We start from the raw sequence: 19,767 nt of genomic DNA on the forward strand, positions 1-19,767 counted from the left end.
CGCGACGCTAGCGGTCGACGGGGGGAATGCAACCCCAAAGCCCGGGGGCGTAGGGTCGCGGCGCCTCCTCGCGCCCTGCCGGTTGCTCCTCGGGTCAGACCCCCACCAGCCGCCCCGCTCCCCGTTCCGCGCTCTCGCGTGGCCCGCCGCGCCTTTGCTCTAGCGCGGTCCGCACGCCCGTCCCCTGTTCTCTCACCTTGCCTGCCCCTCTGCCGCCCTCTGCCCGCTGATGCCTCAGGCACTGCCTCGCCCCCGGCGCGCGCGGTCCCCTCTTTCTCATTGCCGAAAATATCCCTGCCGGAGGCATCGGCCTCGGCACGGGGCCGAAACCGCCCCGCCCTCTGCCCTATTCGACGAAGGCCCGCGCCAGGTAGTCCCCCAGCGGTTTCACCAGATAGGCCAGCGGCGTGCGGTCATCGGTGCGCAGGAAGGCCTCGACCGGCATTCCGGGGATCAGCACCAGCCCCTCGGGCAGGCGCTCCCGCTCGCCCTTGGCCAGGCGGATCTCGGCTCGGTAATAGGCCCGCCCCGTCGCCTCGTCGGTGAAGGCATCGGCCGAAAGCCGCGTCAGCGTGCCGGTCAGTTCGGGGGTGCTTTGCCGGTCGAAGCCGGAAAAGCGCAGCCGCACCTCCTGCCCGGGGTAAAGGGCATCGACATGGATCGGATCGACCCGGGCGGCGATCAGCAGCGGGCGGTCCTGGGGCACCAGGTACAGCAGCGGTTCCGCCGGGCGCACCACGGCGCCGGGGCCGAAGACCCGCAGCCCGTGGACCACGCCCGCCACCGGCGCGGTGATCTCCAGCCGGTCGAGGCGCTGGCGCAGGGCGTGGCGGCGTTCGCTCAGCTCCAGCTCATGCAGGCGCAGGTCGCGCAGGGCGGCGATGGCCTCTTCGCGGCGGGCGGTGGCGCGGGCCAGGATCTGTAGCTCGATCTCGGTGATCCGCCCCTCGGCCTCGGCGCGGGCGGCGGCCAGTTCGCCCAGCTGGCCCTCTTGCCGGGCGGCCTCGCGGCGCAGGGCCAGGACGCGCGCCAGCTGGCTGAGCCCGCGATCCAGCAGGCCTTGCTGCACCTCAAGCTCTTGGCCGATCAGCGCCGCCTGGGTCGCCAGGGCGGTCTGCTGGGCGCCCAGCCCGTCCAGCTGGGCGCGGATCTGGGCCTGGCGTTTTTCCAGCTGGGCCACCTCCTGCGTCGCGGCCTCGCGCCGGGTGTCCAGCAGGCGGCGCTGCCCCTCCATCAGGGCCAGGGTCTCGGGCGTGGGGGCATGGGTCAGTTCGGCGTCGAAATCCAGGGTGGCGCGGGCGTCGCGCTCGGCCTCCAGCCGGGCACGGCGGGCCAGTACCTCGTACAGCTGCCCCTCGACGATGGCCAGCTCCGAGCGCAGCGCGGCCCCGTCCAGTGCGGCCAGCGGCGCGCCCTGAGCCACGGTCTGGCCTTCCTCCACGGCGATGCGGGCGACCAGGCCGCCATCGGGGTGCTGCACCACCTGGCGGTTGCTTTCCACCTCGATCCGGCCGGGCGCGATGACTGCGCCCGCGATCCGGGTCAGCACCGACCAGGCGCCGAAACCGCCAAGGAGCAGCAGCAGCGCCAGCGCCCCGGCCAGCACCGGACCGCGCACCGCCTGCGGATCGGCGGGGGCGGGGCGGGTCTGGGGCGCGCCGCTCATCCCAGGCCCCCGGTGCCGCCCCGGGCGGTGGTGGCGGTGATCTGGCTGTGATTGGCCACCACCTTGCGCAGCACCTCGTCGCGGGGGCCGAAGGCCACGCGCTGGCCCTGATCCAGCATCAGCAGCAGGTCGCATTCGCGAATTGCCGCCGGGCGATGCGCCATGATCAGCACCGCGCCCCCCTCGGCGCGCAGGGCGCGAATCGCCTGGTTGAGCGCCTCGCTGCCCTCGTTGTCGAGGTTGGAATTGGGTTCATCCAGCACCAGCAGCACGGGGGTGCCGTAAAGGGCGCGCGCCAGGCCGATGCGCTGGATCTGGCCGCCCGACAGGCGCCCGCCATGGGGGCTGACGCGGGTGTCGTAGCCCTGGGGCATCTTCACGATCATCTCGTGCGCATCGGCCTTCTGCGCGGCGGCGACCACGGCGGCATCGTCGGGGTGTTCGGCCATGCGGGCGATGTTTTCGGCGATGGTGCCGTCGAACAGCTCGACCCGCTGCGGCAGATAGCCGATCAGCTGGCCGCGTTCCTCGGGCGCGTATTGATCCAGGGTGGCGCCGTCCAGGCGGATGGTGCCGCCCGCACAGGGCCAGGCGCCGGTCAGGGCGCGCGCCAGGGTCGATTTGCCCGCCCCCGAGGGGCCGATGACGCCGCAGGCCTGTCCCGGTTCCAGGGTGAAAGAGACCATGCGCAGCGCCGCCTGCCGTTCGCCGGGGGGGACGATGCTGGCCTGGGCGACCTCCAGCCGGGCGCGGGGGCGGGGCAGGGCGGTTTGCGGCGGGGCAGGCGGCGCCTCGCCCAGCAGGACCGACAGAGAGGCCCAGCCTCGGCGCGCCCGCCCGACCAGGGCCCATTGGCCGACCAGGCTTTCCACCGGCGCCAGGGCGCGCCCCAGAAGGACCGAACCGGCGATCATCGCCCCGGGCGAGAGCATCTCGTGCAGCGCCAGCCAGGCGCCCAGGCCCAGCATCGCCGATTGCAGGAACAGGCGCAGCGCCCGGCTCATGGCGGTCAGGGCGGCGGTCAGGCCGCTGGCGGCGGTCAGCTGGCCCAGAGCCTCGGCGCGCAGGGCGCGCCAGCGGCGCCAGACGGCGCCCTGCATCCCCAAGGCGCGCACCAGCCCGGCCTCGGCGCGCATCTGGTCGGCCTGGGTCTGGGCGGCGAGGCTGGCGGCGAACCCGGCGGCCTGGCGCCCGCGCCCGAAGCTTTGCCCGAGGGCGGCCAGGGCCACCAGCGCCGCGCCACCGCCCAGGGCCAGCAGGCCAAGGGCGGGGTGAAACAGGGCGATGCCGCCCAGAAAGACCGGCGTCCAGGGTAGATCGGCCAGGGCCGCGGGCACGGGCGAGCCCAGAAGGGCGCGAATCGCATCCAGGTCCTGCACCGCCGTATCGGCCCGGGGATCGCGCCGGTCCGAGGCGCGGGCCAGCGCGGCCTCGTAGACGCGCCGGTCCAGCCGGGCCTGGAACCGCGCCCCGATCCGCGCCAGCAATTGCGCCCGGGCGGCGTCCAGAACCCCCATGATGGCGAAGAGGAAGGCGACCAGCACGGTCAGCGCGATCAGCGTCTCGACCGAGCGCGACGACAGCACCCGGTCATAGACCAGCATCATGTAAAGCGGCCCGGTCAGCATCAGCAGGTTGCAGAACACCGAGAACAGCGCGGCCAGGGCGTAGAAACGGCGGCTTTCGGCGCGAATGGCGCGAAGTTCTGCCGCGCCCCTGGTCTGCTCGTCTGACGCCACGCGCCTCTCCTTGCTTCTGCCGCCGGGGCCGCGCCCGGCCCTTCAGGGCACGCCTGGCAGGGTATCCGGGGGGCTTGGGTCGGGGCCCGAGGCCCGCAACCGGCAGCGGCGCGCAGGGGGTTGCGCGAAATTGCCCGGTTTCAATCCGCCCTCCGGGCCCGTACATCCCCGGGAACGCCGCAAGCGAAGGCGGTTTCCCGCTCTTGGCCACCTTGTTGTCGCTTTGTGGCCACAGCCCCATGTTCGGGGTATTTGCAGCTATGGCACCGGAGCCTTTAAAGAATAGATAAAGCTCGGCAGGCATCGTGGCCTGACGGCCCTGCGAAAGGCCCCTGTCGAGACCAGTGAAACGAGATTGCCCGTGATGACCCTGTCCTGTCGCCCGTCTTCCACCCCACGTTCCGCCCTGCGGGCGCTTGTCCCGGCCATGGCGGGGCTGGCCTTGCTGGCGCTGGCGGGCTGTTCGACCCCGGCGCCGGGCAGCGCGGGCAGCGCCCCCTATGACCCCTACGAGGCGCAGAACCGCCAGGTGCACGCCTTCAACAAGGGGCTGGACCGGGCCGTGCTGCGGCCTGCGGGCGTGGCCTATGCCACCGTGGTGCCAGAGCCGGTCAACCAGATGGTGGGCAATTTCGCCGACAACCTGGGCACCCCTGCCGATGTGGTGAACAACCTGCTTCAGGCCCGGTTCGAGAATGCGGCGATCAACACCGTGCGTTTCGTGATGAACTCGACCATTGGCGTGGGCGGGCTGCTGGATGCGGCCACCGCCTTTGGCATCGCCCCGCGCGACACCGATTTCGGCGAGACCCTGGCGGTCTGGGGCGCGCCCCAGGGGGCCTATCAGGAACTGCCGGTCCTGGGCCCCTCGACCGAGCGGGCGACGGCGGGGATGATCGTCGACCTGGTGACCAATCCGCTGGATACCGCGCTGGATGCCTCGGAGCGGCGTCTGAAACGCGGCAGCGCCGTGGCCCATGTGGTGGGCGAGCGCGGCTATCGCGCCGGAACGGTGGATTCCATCCTTCAGGACAGCGCCGACAGCTATGCGCAGCTGCGCCTGATCTACCTGCAAAATCGCCGCCATCAGCTTGGCGATGCGGCGGGGGATACCTATGTGGACCCCTATGACGACAACGGGACGAACAGCGATGCGGCCTCAAACGACCCCTATGCAGATGATCTCTACATCGACCCCTATGCAGAGTGAGCGGCTTTCGCGCCGCCTGGCGCTGACCGGGCTGGGCGCGGCCCTGCTGCTGCCCGCCGCCCCCGCCCGCGCGCTCAGCGCGTCGGAGGCCACCCAGCTGGTTGACCGGGTCGTGGCCGAGATCAACGGCGTGATCAATTCCGGCGGCTCCGAGGCGCGGATGATCCCGCAGTTCGAGGCCATGCTGCGCCGCTATGCGGATGTCACCGCCATCGCGCGCACCTGCCTTGGCCCCGAGGCGCGCAGCATTTCCTCGGCAGAGCTCTCGGCCTTCACCGAGGCCTTCACCGGCTATATCGCGCGCAAGTACGGCAAGCGGTTCCGCGAGTTCATCGGGGCGCAGATCACCGTCACCGGGGCCGAACCCTACCGCGACCGCTTCATCGTCAAGACGGTGTTCAACCTGCGCGGCCAGGCCCCCTTCGACGTGGATTTCCTGGTGGCCGAACGTGGCGGGCAGCGGCTGTTCTACGAGATGATCATCGAAGGCGTGTCGATGCTGGCCACCGAACGCTCGGAAATCGGCGCCATGCTGGATGCGGCGCGCGGCGACGTGGGCGCGCTGACCGCCCGGCTGCGCCAGACCGGCTGAGGCGCGCGGCCCTGGTGCCGCTGCCGCCCGACCGGCCCAGAAAGTGAAAAGGCCCCGCAGCGGTTGCTGCGGGGCCTTCGCGTTTCGCGAGAGCGGGGCTCAGTTCAGGCCGAAGATGTCCTTCAGCGCCCGTTCGATGGCGGTCTCCAGACCGCCCCCGCCGCCGGAACCGCGGCCCTGGCCGGTGTCGGCGATGGTGCGCGCCGGTTCCGGGGCCGGGTGCAGCATCGGCAGGGGATGCACCGGCAGGCCGTCGTGAACCCGGGCCATGACCTCGTGGAAGATCTCGGCCGGCAGGCCCGAGCCGGTCACCCCGGTCAGCGGCGTGTTGTCGTCATAACCCATCCAGACGCCGGCCACGTAATCGGCCGAGAAGCCGATGAACCAGGCGTCGCGGGCGGCCTGGGTGGTGCCGGTCTTGCCCGCGATCTCGCGGTCGTCCAGCCCGGCGCGGCCGCCGGTGCCCCGGGTGACGACCTGGCGCATCATGTAGATCAGCTCGCGCGCCGCATCCTCGCGGATCACCCGCTCGCCGATGCCGCCCTCGCTGCCCATCAGGGGGGCGTCATCGCCTTGCAGCCGCACCTCTTGCAGCCCGTAGGGGGTCACCGAGGAGCCGCCGTTGAGGATGCCCGCATAGGCGCCGACCATCTCGACCAGGGTGCTTTCCGAGGCGCCAAGGGCCAGGGCCGGACCCTGGGCCAGGTCGCTTTCGATGCCGAAGTCGCTGGCGATCTGGCGCACGTTGTCGAGGCCCGCGGCCTCGGCTACGCGCACCGCCGGGATGTTCAGCGACTTCATCAGCGCCTCTTCCAGGGTGACGGGGCCACGGTACTGGTGGTCGTAGTTCTCGGGGCTCCAGGGGCCCGAGCCGGGGATGTTGATGGTCAGGGGCGCATCATCGACGATGTCGTTGTAGTGCCAGCCCAGCTCCAGCGCGGTGGCATAGACGAAGGGCTTGAAGCTCGACCCGGTCTGCCGCAGCGCCTGGGTGGCGCGGTTGAAGACGCCCGAGGCCTGCACGTCGCGGCCCCCCACCATGGCGCGCACGGCGCCATCGGCGCTCATCACCACCACGGCGGCCTGGGCCTTTGACCCCTCGCGCACCTTCTCGTCGAAGACCCATTGCAGGGCATCCTCGGCGGCGCTCTGGATCCGCTGGTCCAGGGTGGTGCGCAGGATCACGTCGGCGGTGGTTTTCGAGGTCAGGAAATCCGGGGTCGAGGACATGATCCAGTCGGCGAAATAGCCGCCCGACTGGTCCTGCGCCCGTTTCGACAGCTGCGCGGGATGCTCGATCGCATCCTGGGCGGCGCTGGCCGACAGATAGCCCTGATCCTCCATCAGCCGCACGATGGTCGCGGCGCGGCTTTGGCTGCGGGCCAGGTTGTTGGTCGGCGCATAGCGCGTCGGCGCCACCAGCAGGCCCGCCAGCATGGCGGCCTCGGCGGGGGTCACATTGGCCGCCGACTTGCCGAAATAGCGCTGGCTGGCGGCCTCGAAGCCACGGGTGCCCTCGCCCAGATAGGCGCGGTTCATGTAGAGGCCCAGGATCTCGTCCTTGGAATAGCGCATCTCCATGCCCAGGGCATAGATCGCCTCGCGCCCCTTGCGCAGCAGGGTGCCCTGGCGGCAATCGGCCTCATAGGCGGCTTCGCTGTCCCATTCCTCGGGGTCGTAGGCCTGGCCGAAGCACAGCAGTTTCGCGGTCTGCTGGGTGATGGTCGAGCCGCCATGGCCCGACAGCGGTCCGCGCCCCTCGCTGAGGTTGATGCGGATGGCGCTGGCGATGCCGCGCGGGCTGACGCCGAAATGCTTGTAGAACCGCTTGTCCTCGGTGGCGACGATGGCGTTGCGCAGATGCGGGCTGACGGTTTCGGCGGTGACGACGCCGCCGAACTGGTCGCCGCGCCAGGCGAAGACCTCGCCGCTGTCGTCCAGCATGGTGACAGAGCCACGGGCGCGGCCGTCATACAGCTCGTCGATGGGCGGCATGGTCAGCCCGCTGATCCCTGCGGCCAGCACCACCAGGCCCACGGCCACGGCGCCCAGGCGCCAGGTGATGCGCCAGATCAGGCCGAAGACCCAGCCGAAGATCCCCAGCACGAAGGCCAGGATCGGGTTGCGCCGCCGCGCGGGCGCCTTGCGGCGGGCCGGTTTGCGTGTGGGTTTGCGCGCCGGGGTGGGCCGCTTGCCGCCGCCCCCGCCACCCGTGCCACCGCCCCCGCTGCGCGCGGTCGGTTTGCCCCGCGCAGGCGCCTTGCCCCGCGGTTTGCCGCCATAGCGTTTATCCGCCACCAGTGGCGGTTTGCGCCGTCGTGAATCACTCATGCTGCCTGCCCGGTGTGTTCTGCTTTTGCGCAGAATACAGGGCCTGAGGCGGAATGTTGAGCCATGCTGTCCCTGTCATCTGATCAACATATTGGCTAAAAATTAGGCAAAAGCTGAGAAGTGCGCATTTTGCAGGCGGTTCGCCTCCGTTTTGCACTGGTCAGGGCACCCATCTGTTCCGAAAAGGGAAGCTCCACGGCTTAGCTGCCGGTGCCAAAGGGCGGGTGCGTACTGCGCGACAGCCCGGAAGAAGGAAGGGGATAGTAGTGAAACTCATCATTGCGACAATCAAACCGTTCAAGCTCGAGGAGGTCCGCGAGGCGCTGACCGAGATCGGCGTGCGCGGGATGATGGTGACGGAAATCAAAGGCTTCGGCTCCCAGTCGGGCCATACGGAGATCTATCGCGGTGCGGAATACGCGGTGAACTTCGTGCCGAAGATCAAGCTGGAGATCGCGGTGAGCGCGGCCATGGCTGACCAGGTGGTCGAGACCATCACCACCACCGCCAAGACCGGCAAGATCGGCGACGGCAAGATCTTCGTGCTGGATATCCAGCAGGCGGTTCGGGTGCGGACCGGCGAAACCAACGACGACGCGCTCTGAGACGCTCCGACAGGGAAAGGGAATTAATCCAATGAAAACCTTCGCAAAACTGGGTCTTGCCGCAGCCGCAATCGCGCTGCCGAGCCTGGGCCTTGCTCAAGACGAAGCCGCCGTCCCGGCCGCCGTGCCGACCGACGTCGTCTTCATCCTGAACACCCTGCTGTTCCTCGTGGCCGGCTTCCTGGTGTTCTTCATGGCCGCTGGCTTTGCCATGCTCGAAGCGGGCCTGGTCCGCTCCAAGAACGTGGCCATGCAGCTGACCAAGAACGTGGTGCTCTTCGGTGTCGCCTCGATCTTCTACTACCTGATCGGCTACAACCTGATGTACCCGCTGGGCACCTGGGCCGTTGATGGCGTCCTGTCCGGCGTGTTCGGCCCCGGCGTCCTGGAAGCCGTTGGCGTGACCGCAGAGACCGCGGACGACTACTCCTACGCCTCGACCGGTTCGGACTTCTTCTTCCAGCTGATGTTCTGTGCCGCCACCGCCTCGATCGTTTCGGGCACCCTGGCCGAGCGTATCAAGCTGTGGCCCTTCCTGATCTTCACCGTGATCCTGACCTCGGTCATCTACCCGATCACCGCGTCCTGGACCTGGGGCGGCGGCTTCGTGGGTGAAGCTGGCTTCTCGGACTTCGCCGGTTCGACCATCGTGCACTCGGTGGGTGGCTGGGCCGCTCTGACCGGTGCCATCATCCTGGGCCCGCGCCTGGGCCGTTACACCGACGGCAAGGTCAACGCCTTCCCCGGCTCCAACCTGACCCTGGCTACCCTGGGTACGTTCATCCTGTGGCTCGGCTGGTTCGGCTTCAACGGTGGTTCGCAGCTGGCCATGGGCTCGATCGGTGACGTCGCTGACGTGTCGCGCATCTTCTCGAACACCAACACCGCTGCTGCGGGTGGTGCCGTGGCGGCCGCGATCCTGACCCAGCTGATGTACAAGAAGGTCGACCTGACCATGGTGCTGAACGGCGCCCTGGCCGGCCTGGTGTCGATCACCGCCGAACCGCTGGCCCCCTCGCTGGGTCTGGCAACCATCATCGGCGCCATCGGCGGTATCCTGGTGGTCTTCACCGTGCCGCTGCTCGACAAGCTGAAGATCGACGACGTGGTCGGCGCGATCCCGGTCCACCTGGTCTGCGGCATCTGGGGCACCCTGGCCGTGGTCCTGACCGGCACCGCCTCCATCGGCGATCAGCTCTACGGTATCGTGGTGATCGGCGGCGCAACCGTCGTGGCCTCCACCGTGGTGTGGTTCATCCTGAAGGCCGTCATGGGCATCCGCGTCTCGGAAGAGGACGAGATCGCAGGCCTCGACATGGCGGAACTGGGCATGGAAGCCTACCCCGAGTTCTCGAAAGGCTGATCCTCCTTCCATATTCAGCCACTACCTGCCCGGGCGTTCGCGCCCGGGCTTTTTCTTTGCCGACGCGGGCCGTCTGTCCGGGCATGAAAAAGGGCCTGCCGTGCGGCAGACCCCTTTCCGATTGCAGGGCTGGGGGCCTGGCGCCCTATTCGGGGTTCACCATGCTGGGCGCGCCGGTGCCCATGTCGGTGCCCATGTAGGGCAGCTTGGCCTCTTTCCAGGCGCCGAAGCCGCCACCCATATGGGCGATCTTGTCGATGCCCGCCTCGATCGCCGCCCGTGCCATCTTTTCCGAGCGCACCCCCGAGCCACAGTGCAGCACGATGCGCTTGGTGCCCTGGCTGGGCAGGTAGCGCGGCGCGAAGAAGGACATGGGCATCAGCAGCGAGCCGACCACATGTTCGAACATGTATTCCTGCGGCGTGCGAACGTCGATTAGCACGATCTGACCCTCGGCCAGAGCGTCATGCACCTCTTGCGGGGTCCAGGTTTCCAGTGCGACGCCGTCCACGGTTTCTGATTCCATTGGCTCTCTCCTGAGATGTGAGTTTGGGACGCGTGGCAAGGGGCAGGGCCAAGGGGCACCGGCCTGCCACCGTCTGTGTCCGATTCCGATGTAGGGCAGTCCCGCTCGATTGGGGAGGGCAGGGGGCCGTGGCGCCTCGCCGCAGCGCAGAACTCCGCCGCCAGCCCGGCGCCCGGGGCAGGCGGTGCGCGCCTTGCCTGGGGGCGGGGCGGCGGGGCGCGCGCCGGGCGCGCTTTGCCCGGTCGCTGGGCGCCGCGGCCTCCATTCATCGCCGCATGGGCCCGTCCGATTGCCGCGCCCGGGGATCCGTGCTTATGCTTTCACGAAAAGACAAGAACCGGGGGACGGGACATATGTACGATTTGGTGGCCATCGGGGCCTGGGTGGAATTCGCCGTGCGCTGGCTGCACGTGGTCACGGCCATCGCCTGGATCGGCTCGTCCTTCTACTTCATCGCGCTGGACCTCGGCCTGAACCGCGACATTCCCGGTCCGGCGGATGGCGAGGAATGGCAGGTCCACGGCGGCGGCTTCTACCATATCCAGAAATACCTGGTCGCCCCCGAGGCGATGCCCGACCACCTGGTCTGGTTCAAATGGGAAAGCTACGCCACCTGGCTGTCGGGCTTTGCCCTGCTGTGGCTGGTCTATTACCTGGGCGCCGATTTCTACCTGGTCGATCCCAACGTGCTGGACATCCCCGCCTGGGGCGGCATCGCCATCTCGCTGGCCTCTCTCGGCCTCGGCTGGCTGGCCTATGACACGATCTGCAAATCGAAATTCGGCGACAACAACACCCGGCTGATGTTGCTGCTTTACGTCATCCTGGTGGCGCTGGCGTATTTCTACACCCAGGTCTTCACCGGTCGCGCCGCCCTGCTGCACCTGGGCGCCTTCACCGCGACGATCATGTCGGCCAACGTCTTCATGATCATCATCCCCAACCAGCGGATCGTGGTCGAGGATCTGAAGGCCGGGCGCACCCCGGATGCGAAATACGGCAAGATCGCCAAGCAGCGCTCGACCCACAACAACTACCTGACCCTGCCGGTCATCTTCATGATGCTGTCGAACCATTATCCGCTGGCCTTCTCGACCGAATACACCTGGGTCATCGCCTCGCTGGTCTTCCTGATGGGGGTCACCATCCGGCATTTCTTCAACACGATGCACGCCAAGAAGGGGATGCCCTACTGGACCTGGCTGCTGACCGCGCTGATCTTCCTGCTGATCATGTGGCTGTCCACCGCGCCGCTGTTCCGCTCGGACGTCTACGAGGAAGAGGCCTCGGCCCAGTTCAGCCGCTTTGCCCAGGCCGAAGGCTATGAAGACGTGCATGACATCGTGATGGGGCGCTGTTCCATGTGCCATGCCGCCGAACCCTATTGGGACGGGATCCTTTGGGCGCCCAAGGGGGTGCGGCTGGACACAGAGGCCGACATCCTGCGCAACGCCCGCGCGATCTATCTTCAGGCCGGGTTGGGCCATGCCATGCCGCCCGCTAACGTTTCCTTCATCGAAGAAGAGGAACGTCAGGCCATCCGCGACTGGTACAAGGCCGCGATCAAGGGCTAGGCGGTTTTCGCCCCCGCGCCTTGACCGGCAGCGAGAGGAGGGCCGGGAATGCGCTGTTTGCCGCTTTGCGCCCCGCTGGTCGCGCTGGTGCTGCCCTTGGGGGCAGGCCGGGCCGCGGCCGAGGTGCTGGCGGCGCCGGTTACCCTGCAAGACAGCGACCATGGCGCGCCCCTGGCGGTGTCGATCCGCCCCTTCCGCGCCGAGGCGCGCGAGATCTGGCATGTGGCGGGCGCCTGCCCGGGGGCCGAGGATCCCGCCCGGATCCGCCTGGTGGCCTTCGCCGCCCTGGCCGACCTGACCATCTACCTGACCGACGCCCCCGAAAAGGCGCATCGCACCGTCTGCCTGACCAACCCCGCCGCCTGGCCGGGGGAGTGAGGGGCCGTGGCGTTGTTGTGCGCCGGGCCATGTCCCGGGCTGCGCACTCATAGTTCAGAGCCCCCCTCTGGCCCCCCTTTCGCCCGGCTGGGAGAGGTGCATTCAGGGGACGCTTCCGGGGCGGTTCGCCGCTTTGCGACTGGCTAAGGGTCCGGGCTGCGCCCTCCCCTGGGTGGGCGCGCACGGGTCGGGCTGGTCGCTAGGCCTGCGAAAAACGCAGCTGTTCCGCTCGGGGCTGTCGTTGCAATTGCGCCCTCCCGTGGGGAGGGGAGGGCGCAGCCCGGCGTGCCGCCGGGCGAAAGAGACGGGCGGTGCGCGAGGGTCTGCGTAGGGGCGGGGGGGGCGGTTGGCGTTGGGGTCGGTTGCGGCGCGCGAGGGCTTTTTGACCACCGTTCCCCGGTGCTCCGCCCGTGCGCCCTTCATACCTTCCCCCGGAAGGTTTGTCGCTGCGCGAACCGGGGCGCACCCCCATTTCCGACTCGCTTTGTACCTGCTAGATTTGGCGTCATGCAGCGCCCAGACCCCCATATCCTTGATGCCCAGCCCGTCATCCGTCAGCTCGACGATGCCGCGATCAACCGCATTGCCGCCGGCGAGGTGGTCGAACGCCCCGCCTCGGCGGTCAAGGAACTGGTGGAAAACGCCCTCGACGCGGGGGCAAGCCGGATCGACATCACCGTCGCCGACGGCGGCAAGACCCTGATCCGCGTGGCCGACGACGGCTGCGGCATCCCGCCCGAGGCGCTGCCGCTGGCCCTGTCGCGCCATGCCACCTCGAAGATCGACGGCACCGACCTGCTGAATATTCATTCCTTCGGCTTTCGGGGCGAGGCGCTGCCCTCGCTGGGGGCCGTGGGGCGGCTGACCCTGACCTCGCGCGCCAAGGGCCATGACGCGGCCGAGCTGAAGGTGTCGGGCGGCCAGATGTCCCAGGTGCGCCCGGCGGCGCTGAACAAGGGGACGGTGGTCGAGCTGCGCGATCTTTTCTACGCCACGCCGGCGCGGCTGAAGTTCCTGCGCACCGACCGGGCCGAGATGCAGGCGGTGTCGGATGTGGTCAAACGCCTGGCCATGGCCGAGCCGCACGTGGGCTTTACCCTGCGCGATGCCTCCGGGGCCTCGGGCAAGGGCGGCGAGGCGCGGGTGACCTTCCGCGCCGACCCGGAAACCGGCGATCTGTTCGATGCGCTGCACGGGCGGCTGGCCGCCATCCTGGGGCGCGAGTTCGCCGAGAACGCCCTGCGCATCGACGCCACCCGCGAGGGGCTGCGGATGACCGGCTATGCGGCTCTGCCCACCTATTCGCGCGGCGCGGCGGTGGCGCAGTTCCTCTTCGTCAATGGCCGCCCGGTGAAGGACAAGCTGCTGACCGGCGCCCTGCGCGCCGCCTATTTCGATTTCCTGTCGCGCGACCGGCACCCGGCGGCGGCGCTTTTCATCGATTGCGACCCGCATCTGGTCGACGTGAACGTCCATCCGGCGAAATCCGAGGTGCGGTTCCGCGATCCGGGCACGGCGCGCGGGCTGATCGTCTCGGGGCTGCGCCATGCCCTGGCCGAGGCCGGGCACCGCGCCTCTACCACCGTGGCGGGGGCCACGCTGGGCGCCTTCCGGCCCGAGCCTGCGTCCCTGGGCGCGCTTGGCCCCCGGCCCGAGACGCCCGAGGGCGGCGCGCCCCGGGTCTATCAATACGACCCCGGCGCGCGCCCGGCGATGTCCCGCCCGACCTTCGCCCCCTCCGATTTCGCCCCCTCCGATTTGTACCGGCGCGCGGGCGGCCTGTCCGAGGGCGCCGCCCCCTGGGGCCTGCCCAGCCTCGACACCGGCCCCTCGGCGCGGTTCGAACAGGTCGTCGAAGAGGCCCCGCAGGGCGCCGATGAGGCCCCGCTGGAAGAGCACCCCCTGGGCGCGGCCCGGGCGCAGCTGCACGAGAATTACATCGTCGCCCAGACCGCCCGCGGCATGGTCATTGTCGACCAGCACGCAGCCCATGAACGGCTGGTCTATGAACGGCTGAAACACCAGATGGCCGAAAACGGCGTCGCCGCCCAGGCCCTGCTGATCCCCGAGATCATCGAGCTGTCGCAGGGCGACGCACAGCGCCTGCTAGAGGCCGCCGACGACCTGGCGCGCATGGGCCTGGTCATCGAACCCTTCGGCGGCGGCGCCATCGCGGTGCGCGAAACCCCCGCCATCCTGGGCGAGATCAACGCCGAGGCCCTGCTGCGCGACGTGCTGGACGAGCTGACCGACCAGGACGACAGCCTGACCCTTCAGGCGCGGATCGAGGCGATCCTCAGCCGCGTCGCCTGCCACGGCTCGATCCGCTCGGGCCGCCGGATGCAGGTGGCCGAGATGAACGAACTTCTGCGGCAGATGGAGGCGACCCCCCATTCCGGGCAATGCAACCACGGTCGTCCCACCTATGTAGAGCTAAAGCTCTCTGACATCGAAAGGCTGTTTGGCCGCACATGATCCAGATCGGCAGTACCCAGATCGACCTTTCCGACCCGCTGACCCTCGCCGCCGTCATCGGCGGCGTGGCCTTTCTTGTGCTGCTGATCCTGATCGTCCTGGCGATCCGCGCCGCGGGCCGCTCGACCGAGCCGGTGATCTGGCAGATGGCCCAGCTGGCGCGCACGGTCGAGGGGCTGGCCTCGGGGCAGGAGCAACTGGCCGGGCGTCTGGGCACCGTGTCGGACGCCCAGACCAACGGCCAGACCCAGATGGTGCAGACCATGGAGGCCCGGCTGGCCCATGTGCAAAGCCAGATGAACGACCGCCTGCACGCCAACGCCATGCAGCAGGCCCGCGCCCTGGCCGAGATGCAGGAAAAGATGAACGAACAGCTGCGCGGCGGGTCCGAGAAAACGACCAAAAGCCTGGCCGAGCTGCAACAGCGCCTTCAGGTGATCGACCGCGCGCAGGAAAACATCACCAAGCTGTCGGGCGATGTGCTGTCGCTTCAGGACATCTTGTCGAACAAGCAGACCCGCGGCGCCTTCGGCGAGATCCAGCTGAACGACATCGTCGGCAAGGCGCTGCCCTCGGACAGCTACACGGTGCAGGCCACGCTGAGCAACGGCAAGCGCGCCGACTGCCTGATCCACCTGCCCAACCCGCCGGGCCCGATCGTCATCGATGCCAAGTTCCCGCTAGAGGCCTACGAGGCCCTGCGCGGCGCCCAGACCGCCGATCACAAGGCCCGCGCCCAGACCCTGTTCCGCCAGGCGGTGCGCGCCCATATCAAGGCGATCTCGGAACGCTATATCATCGAGGGCGAGACCGCCGACGGGGCCCTGATGTTCCTGCCCTCCGAGGCGGTCTATGCCGAGCTGCACGCCAATTTCCCCGAAGTTGTCCGCGAGGGGTTCGCCGCCCGGGTCTGGATCGTCTCGCCCACCACCTGCATGGCGACGCTGAACACCATGCGCGCCATCCTGAAGGACGCGCGGATGCGCGAACAGGCAGGCGCCATCCGCAAGACCCTGTCGATGCTGCACCGCGACGTGGAACTGGTGGTGGAACGGGTGGCCAAGCTGGACACCCATTTCAACCAGGCGCGCAAGGATCTGGACGGCATCGGCACCGCCGCCGAACGGGCCGGCAAGCGCGCCGCCAAGCTGGACAATTTCGATTTCGAGGAACTGGCGCCAGAGGCCGACGACAGCCCGCTGGCCAGCCTGACCCAGGACGGGGTCGATAAAAGCTGAGTTTGCGGCAAATCAAGGAAGCGCGTAGGGTTTTGGCTACAAGCTCCGCGACGAACAGGAGGAAACGCCATGCTAGAAATCTCGATCGCGAAGGTCGCTAATGTCATCCTCATGGCGCGGGAGCTGAACCGCGCCGAGGGGGAATTGCACGCCTTCCTCGACAGCCTGAACGAAGACGAACTGGCCAGCCTCGTGGCCCTGATGTGGATCGGCCGCGAAAGCTTCGAGCCCGACGATCTGGCCGAGGCCATCGCCACCGCCAAATCCGAGGCCACCACGCCCACCCCCGACTACCTGCTGGGCACGCCGCATCTGTCGGATCACCTGGAGAACGGTCTGGACGCGCTTGGCCTGTCGGCCAGCGACGAGGAAGACGACCTGGTGCGCGGCGGCTGAGGCCGTAGGGTGCGTCCCCGTAGGGGAGGCACCATGCCCTCGCCCCCGGAACCAAAAGGGGCGCCGCATCGCTGCGGCGCCCCCTTTTTCTTTGCCCCTCGGGGGCGGGTCAGCCCAGGTAGTCGATCCGCTCCAGCGTGTCGCACATGGTTTCCACCTCGGCGATCCACTCGCGGCGGATGTCCTCGGCGAACAGCGGATCGGCGGCGTTCGAGGCGGTGACCACGCCGGTGGCCAGGCGCGCGGCGACCAGCGATTCGATGGCCATCGCGACGGTGATCGACACCAGCTTGCCCATGGCGCTGCCGTCGTCCTTGCCGCTGGCATCCATCGCCCAGGCCTGATCGAAGACCGGCGCGCCGTCCTTGGTGGCGGTCAGGCGCACGAACATCACCACCCGGTCGGCCTCGCCCGGGTCATAGGCGTGATCGTTCCACAGGCCTTCCGAGATCTCGCGCAGGCGCGCGTCGCCCTCGGGGCCTTTCAGCGTTTCCACTTCCTTGAACAGATCCGCCCAGGCCGCCGACCAGCCGTCCAGCCGCAGGGTGCCGCGCACGAAGTCCTGCACGGTCCAGCTGTCGTCAAAGCCGTATTGGGCGATGAAGGGCAGCGAGTCGCGGTTCGGGTAGGCCTCGAAAACCTCGCCGCCGGGCAGGGGGTTTGCGTAGCGGGTGATCGCATCCCAGGGGCGCGCCACGTTCAGTTCCTCGCCGCCTTTCAGCGACTTGGAAGGCGAGCGCAGGGCCTTCAGCACGCCAAGCGGCGACCAGCTGAACTTGTAGCGGAAGTCGTTGGCGACCTTCGGGAACCCGCCGCAATAGGAGGTGAAGGAAACGTCCAGGCCCTCGCCCAGGCCGCTGTCCTTCAGCCGGGCCACCAGGTCGTCGGCCAGGATGTGGTCGATGCCCGGGTCCAGCCCCACCTCGTTGACGAAGCTCAGGCCCTTGTCCTTCGCCGCTTGGTCGAGTTCTGCCATTTCCGGCGCCACGTAGGAGGACGAGACGAAATGCGCGCCCTTCTCCAGGCAGGCCTTGGCCAGGGGCACGTGCAGGTCGGCGGGCAGCATCGAGACGGCGATGTCGCCGGGCTCCAGCGCCTGCGCCACGGCTTCCAGGGTGAAAGGGCGGATGTCCTGGGTCAGGTCGCCCACCTCGGCCTCGGCCTTGGATACCGTGCGGTTCCAGACCACCACGGGGTAGTTGCCGGTCAGCAGCCGCCGCAGGCCGGGGACGGCCGACAGGCCCGTGCCACACCAATGAATCTTCATGCCAATACCTCCATATGCTTATCGAATTCGGCCTTCGCACGACCCCAGACCCCTGCATCCAGCGCATCCAGCGTCAGCAGGGAGGGCAGCAGTTGGCCGGCGTAATCCTCGCTGCTTTCCTTGGGCAGCATCGAGGGCAGGTTGTCGATCGCCATCACGTCCAGGGGCGGGGTGTCGCGCACCCGCAGGGCGGGGGCCTCCCAGGTGGTCGTCCGGTCATAGACCTTGATGGGCGAGAAATCGGATGTCGGATCGCAGGCCACGTCGCCGATCACGGTCAGCTTGCGCGGGCCATCGGCCATCTCCACGGGCACGAAGACCGGCGTGCCGGGCATGGCCAGGATCGCGTTCAGGAACAGCTCGTGCTCGGCGATCTCGGGGAAGGGGCCACCCGATGCGGTCTCGGCCATGTCCCACTTGGTCACCTCGCAGCCCAGCTCGGCACAAAGGTCCGACCCGCCGGTGCCGACGCGGCCCTTGGCGCCAATGACGATGGCGCGGGGGCGCTGGTCATAGGGGGCGAGGCGCGCGCGCAGGTCGGCCAGCAGGGCCTCCTTGTCGGGATAGGCGCCGACGGGCGGGCAGATCGTGCCCTCTTGCTGGGCGGCCCAGCACATCAGCGACACGGCGGCGCCCGCATAGCCCGCCCAATAGCCGAAGGCGGCGACGCGGCGCCCGGTCTCATTCACCAGATATTCCAGATCGTAGAGCGTGCCACCCCCTGCGCGGAAGCGCTTCAGCAGCTCTTGCCCCGCGGGCTGGCCCTTGAAGGCATGGCCGAACATGATGTGGCGGTGGCGCAGGGGCGTGCCGTCCTCGGGCAGCTCTTTCAGGCCGAAGATGATCGCGTCCTCGGGGGCCTCGGGCCAGGAATTCTCGGTCACGATCTCGGCCCCCGCCGCGCGGTAGCCCTCGATCGGCAGGATGCGCGTGCGGCTTTCCTCAACGCTCAGGCGGAAGCCCTTCTCGATCAGCGCCTTGGCGCCTTCGGGGGTCAGCCCGGCGCGGTCCTCGTTCGGGCGCTGTTCGGCGCGCAGCCAGATATGGGTCATGAGAGGCTCCTTTCGGTCACCCGGTATAGCGGGCCGCCTCGGGGATGCAATGAAACCGGCGGCGGAACGGCGCGGCAGGGCTGGGGGTGCGGGCCGATTTGCCTTTCCGCGCGCAAAGCTGTTGTCTCGGGCCCGGACGCAACAGGAGGTGCCCGCGATGATTCCCGTGAACCCGGAGCGATTTCTGGCCGATTTGCACAAGCTGCGCAGCTTTGGCGCCGCTGGTGTCGGCAAGGGGGTTGTGCGCCCGGCCTATTCCGATCCCGACATCGCCGCGCGCCGCTGGCTGGCCGAGCAATACGCCGAGGCCGGGCTGGAGGTGGTGGTGGATCCCTGCGGGTCGGTCTTTGGCCTGGCGCCGGGCCGCTCGCTGCTGGTGGGCAGCCATTCCGACAGCCAGCCCGAGGGCGGCTGGCTGGATGGCGCCCTTGGGGTGATCTGTGGCCTGGAATTGGCCCGCGCCGGGGCCGCGGCGGGCGTGCCGATCTCTGCCGTGTCCTTTCAGGACGAAGAGGGGCGGTTCGGCGTGACCACCGGCAGTCGGGTCTGGTCGGGCCATAGCTCGCTGGAGGAGGCCGATCAGCTGGTCGACAAGGGCGGCGTGACCTTCGCCGAGGCGCGCGCGCGGATGGCCGACATGGTGACCGGCCCGGTGGATCCGGCGCGGTTCACCGGCTTTCTGGAATGCCATATCGAGCAGGGGCCGTGGCTGGACGAGGCGGGCGAGGCCGTGGGCGTGGTCAGCGACATCGTGGGCATCCGCGACATGACCATGACCTTTGAGGGCGAACAGAACCACGCGGGCACCACCCCGATGCACCGCCGCCGCGACGCCTTCCAGGCCATGCTGCGGTTCCAGGCGCTGATCTCGGATCGCTTCCGCAACGTGGTCACGCCGCAGACCGTCTGGACCACCGGCGACGTCGAACTGCACCCGGGCAGCCATTCCATCGTGCCGGGGCGGTGCAGCTTCTCGATGCAGTGGCGCGACGGCGACAAGGACCGGCTGGACCGTATGGAAGAGATCATTCGCACCGCCGGGGCCCAAGTGGCCGAAGAGATGGGCATGACCCTTTCGACCTCGGGCCTGCTGGGGCTGGAGCCGGTGCCGATGGACGCCGCCTTGCGCGCCGCGCTGGAAGGGGCGGCCGAGGCGCAGGTGCCGGGGCGCTGGCGGGCGATGCAATCGGGCGCCCTGCATGACGCGGCCAGCGTGGCGCGGCTGATGCCGGTGGCGATGCTGTTCGTGCCTTCGATCAACGGCATCAGCCATGCCTTCGCCGAGGACACGGGCGAGGCCGATCTGGTCGCGGGCCTTCAGGTGCTGGCTGGGGCGGTGACGCGTCTGGGGTGAC

General features: G+C 68.9%; 16 protein-coding genes. 10 read left to right on the forward strand and 6 right to left on the reverse strand.

What is annotated here, in order from left to right:
* Positions 1–346 precede the first annotated feature (346 nt).
* Positions 347–1,666 carry an HlyD family type I secretion periplasmic adaptor subunit gene (locus tag ACRARE_RS18650; RefSeq protein ID WP_432657974.1) on the reverse strand — a complete coding sequence of 440 codons (1,320 nt, stop codon included), beginning with the start codon at positions 1,664–1,666 and terminating at the stop codon, positions 347–349.
* Positions 1,663–3,405 carry a type I secretion system permease/ATPase gene (locus ACRARE_RS18655; protein ID WP_432657975.1) on the reverse strand — a complete coding sequence of 581 codons (1,743 nt, stop codon included), beginning with the start codon at positions 3,403–3,405 and terminating at the stop codon, positions 1,663–1,665. The genes ACRARE_RS18650 and ACRARE_RS18655 overlap by 4 nt, the downstream gene beginning before the upstream one ends.
* A 364-nt stretch (positions 3,406–3,769) precedes the next feature.
* Here ACRARE_RS18655 and ACRARE_RS18660 point away from each other — a divergent pair, with 364 nt between their 5' ends.
* Positions 3,770–4,615 carry an MlaA family lipoprotein gene (locus tag ACRARE_RS18660; RefSeq protein WP_432657976.1) on the forward strand — a complete coding sequence of 282 codons (846 nt, stop codon included), beginning with the start codon at positions 3,770–3,772 and terminating at the stop codon, positions 4,613–4,615.
* Positions 4,584–5,207: an MlaC/ttg2D family ABC transporter substrate-binding protein gene (locus tag ACRARE_RS18665; RefSeq protein WP_432657977.1), complete on the forward strand. Its 624-nt coding sequence runs from the start codon at positions 4,584–4,586 to the stop codon at positions 5,205–5,207. Before ACRARE_RS18660 ends, ACRARE_RS18665 begins: the two co-directional genes overlap by 32 nt.
* A 99-nt stretch (positions 5,208–5,306) precedes the next feature.
* On the opposite strand, the gene ACRARE_RS18670 is transcribed toward ACRARE_RS18665, so the two are convergent.
* Positions 5,307–7,538: a transglycosylase domain-containing protein gene (locus tag ACRARE_RS18670; protein ID WP_432657978.1), complete on the reverse strand. Its 2,232-nt coding sequence runs from the start codon at positions 7,536–7,538 to the stop codon at positions 5,307–5,309.
* Positions 7,539–7,804: 266 nt separating this feature from the next.
* Between ACRARE_RS18670 and ACRARE_RS18675 the strand changes: the two genes are divergently transcribed.
* Positions 7,805–8,143 carry a P-II family nitrogen regulator gene (locus ACRARE_RS18675; protein WP_432657979.1) on the forward strand — a complete coding sequence of 113 codons (339 nt, stop codon included), beginning with the start codon at positions 7,805–7,807 and terminating at the stop codon, positions 8,141–8,143.
* A 31-nt stretch (positions 8,144–8,174) separates the two neighbouring features.
* Complete coding sequence (gene amtB / locus ACRARE_RS18680; protein ID WP_432657980.1) at positions 8,175–9,506, forward strand: ammonium transporter AmtB; 1,332 nt, start codon at positions 8,175–8,177, stop codon at positions 9,504–9,506.
* Between the two features lie 145 nt (positions 9,507–9,651).
* On the opposite strand, the gene ACRARE_RS18685 is transcribed toward amtB, so the two are convergent.
* The gene (locus ACRARE_RS18685) at positions 9,652–10,032 is read right to left on the reverse strand and encodes a rhodanese-like domain-containing protein (RefSeq protein WP_432657981.1); all 381 of its coding nucleotides are present in this window, start codon (positions 10,030–10,032) and stop codon (positions 9,652–9,654) included.
* 353 nt (positions 10,033–10,385) lie between these two features.
* Here ACRARE_RS18685 and ACRARE_RS18690 point away from each other — a divergent pair, with 353 nt between their 5' ends.
* The 5 genes from ACRARE_RS18690 to ACRARE_RS18710 all read left to right on the forward strand — a co-directional run bounded on the left by ACRARE_RS18690 (position 10,386) and on the right by ACRARE_RS18710 (position 16,093).
* A complete protein-coding gene (locus ACRARE_RS18690; protein ID WP_432657982.1) occupies positions 10,386–11,606 on the forward strand; it encodes a urate hydroxylase PuuD in 1,221 nt (406 codons plus the stop codon).
* 48 nt (positions 11,607–11,654) lie between these two features.
* Entirely contained in the window at positions 11,655–11,984 is a 330-nt protein-coding gene (locus ACRARE_RS18695; protein ID WP_432657983.1) for a hypothetical protein, read from the forward strand.
* 507 nt (positions 11,985–12,491) lie between these two features.
* Positions 12,492–14,459, forward strand: a complete 1,968-nt coding sequence (gene mutL, locus ACRARE_RS18700) for a DNA mismatch repair endonuclease MutL (RefSeq protein ID WP_432657984.1) — start codon at positions 12,492–12,494, stop codon at positions 14,457–14,459.
* Entirely contained in the window at positions 14,456–15,697 is a 1,242-nt protein-coding gene (locus ACRARE_RS18705; RefSeq protein WP_432657985.1) for a DNA recombination protein RmuC, read from the forward strand. The genes mutL and ACRARE_RS18705 overlap by 4 nt, the downstream gene beginning before the upstream one ends.
* Before the next feature lie 69 nt (positions 15,698–15,766).
* The gene (locus ACRARE_RS18710) at positions 15,767–16,093 is read left to right on the forward strand and encodes a DUF3775 domain-containing protein (protein WP_432657986.1); all 327 of its coding nucleotides are present in this window, start codon (positions 15,767–15,769) and stop codon (positions 16,091–16,093) included.
* 109 nt (positions 16,094–16,202) lie between these two features.
* Here the strand turns inward: ACRARE_RS18710 and ACRARE_RS18715 are convergent, their stop codons facing one another.
* Both ACRARE_RS18715 and ACRARE_RS18720 read right to left on the reverse strand, forming a co-directional pair.
* Positions 16,203–17,360 (reverse strand): saccharopine dehydrogenase family protein, encoded by a 1,158-nt coding sequence (locus ACRARE_RS18715; protein ID WP_432657987.1) that lies wholly within the window; start codon positions 17,358–17,360, stop codon positions 16,203–16,205.
* On the reverse strand, positions 17,357–18,412 hold the full coding sequence (locus ACRARE_RS18720) for a saccharopine dehydrogenase (protein WP_432657988.1): 1,056 nt from the start codon (positions 18,410–18,412) through the stop codon (positions 17,357–17,359). Before ACRARE_RS18720 ends, ACRARE_RS18715 begins: the two co-directional genes overlap by 4 nt.
* Positions 18,413–18,569: 157 nt before the next feature.
* Between ACRARE_RS18720 and ACRARE_RS18725 the strand changes: the two genes are divergently transcribed.
* Complete coding sequence (locus ACRARE_RS18725; RefSeq protein WP_432657989.1) at positions 18,570–19,766, forward strand: hydantoinase/carbamoylase family amidase; 1,197 nt, start codon at positions 18,570–18,572, stop codon at positions 19,764–19,766.
* Position 19,767 lies beyond the last annotated feature (1 nt).

Origin of the sequence: Pseudooceanicola aquaeponti (assembly GCF_050897975.1) — a bacterium.
GTDB lineage: Bacteria > Pseudomonadota > Alphaproteobacteria > Rhodobacterales > Rhodobacteraceae > Pseudooceanicola.

What these genes read in the sequence shown, in the direction of transcription:
- ACRARE_RS18650 (WP_432657974.1), bottom strand. Translation starts at nt 1,666, where the DNA reads ATGAGCGGCGCGCCCCAGACCCGCCCCGCCCCCGCCGATCCGCAGGCG.
- ACRARE_RS18660 (WP_432657976.1), top strand. Translation starts at nt 3,770, where the DNA reads ATGACCCTGTCCTGTCGCCCGTCTTCCACCCCACGTTCCGCCCTGCGG.
- ACRARE_RS18665 (WP_432657977.1), top strand. Translation starts at nt 4,584, where the DNA reads ATGATCTCTACATCGACCCCTATGCAGAGTGAGCGGCTTTCGCGCCGC.
- ACRARE_RS18670 (WP_432657978.1), bottom strand. Translation starts at nt 7,538, where the DNA reads ATGAGTGATTCACGACGGCGCAAACCGCCACTGGTGGCGGATAAACGC.
- amtB (WP_432657980.1), top strand. Translation starts at nt 8,175, where the DNA reads ATGAAAACCTTCGCAAAACTGGGTCTTGCCGCAGCCGCAATCGCGCTG.
- ACRARE_RS18685 (WP_432657981.1), bottom strand. Translation starts at nt 10,032, where the DNA reads ATGGAATCAGAAACCGTGGACGGCGTCGCACTGGAAACCTGGACCCCG.
- ACRARE_RS18690 (WP_432657982.1), top strand. Translation starts at nt 10,386, where the DNA reads ATGTACGATTTGGTGGCCATCGGGGCCTGGGTGGAATTCGCCGTGCGC.
- ACRARE_RS18695 (WP_432657983.1), top strand. Translation starts at nt 11,655, where the DNA reads ATGCGCTGTTTGCCGCTTTGCGCCCCGCTGGTCGCGCTGGTGCTGCCC.
- mutL (WP_432657984.1), top strand. Translation starts at nt 12,492, where the DNA reads ATGCAGCGCCCAGACCCCCATATCCTTGATGCCCAGCCCGTCATCCGT.
- ACRARE_RS18705 (WP_432657985.1), top strand. Translation starts at nt 14,456, where the DNA reads ATGATCCAGATCGGCAGTACCCAGATCGACCTTTCCGACCCGCTGACC.
- ACRARE_RS18710 (WP_432657986.1), top strand. Translation starts at nt 15,767, where the DNA reads ATGCTAGAAATCTCGATCGCGAAGGTCGCTAATGTCATCCTCATGGCG.
- ACRARE_RS18715 (WP_432657987.1), bottom strand. Translation starts at nt 17,360, where the DNA reads ATGAAGATTCATTGGTGTGGCACGGGCCTGTCGGCCGTCCCCGGCCTG.
- ACRARE_RS18720 (WP_432657988.1), bottom strand. Translation starts at nt 18,412, where the DNA reads ATGACCCATATCTGGCTGCGCGCCGAACAGCGCCCGAACGAGGACCGC.
- ACRARE_RS18725 (WP_432657989.1), top strand. Translation starts at nt 18,570, where the DNA reads ATGATTCCCGTGAACCCGGAGCGATTTCTGGCCGATTTGCACAAGCTG.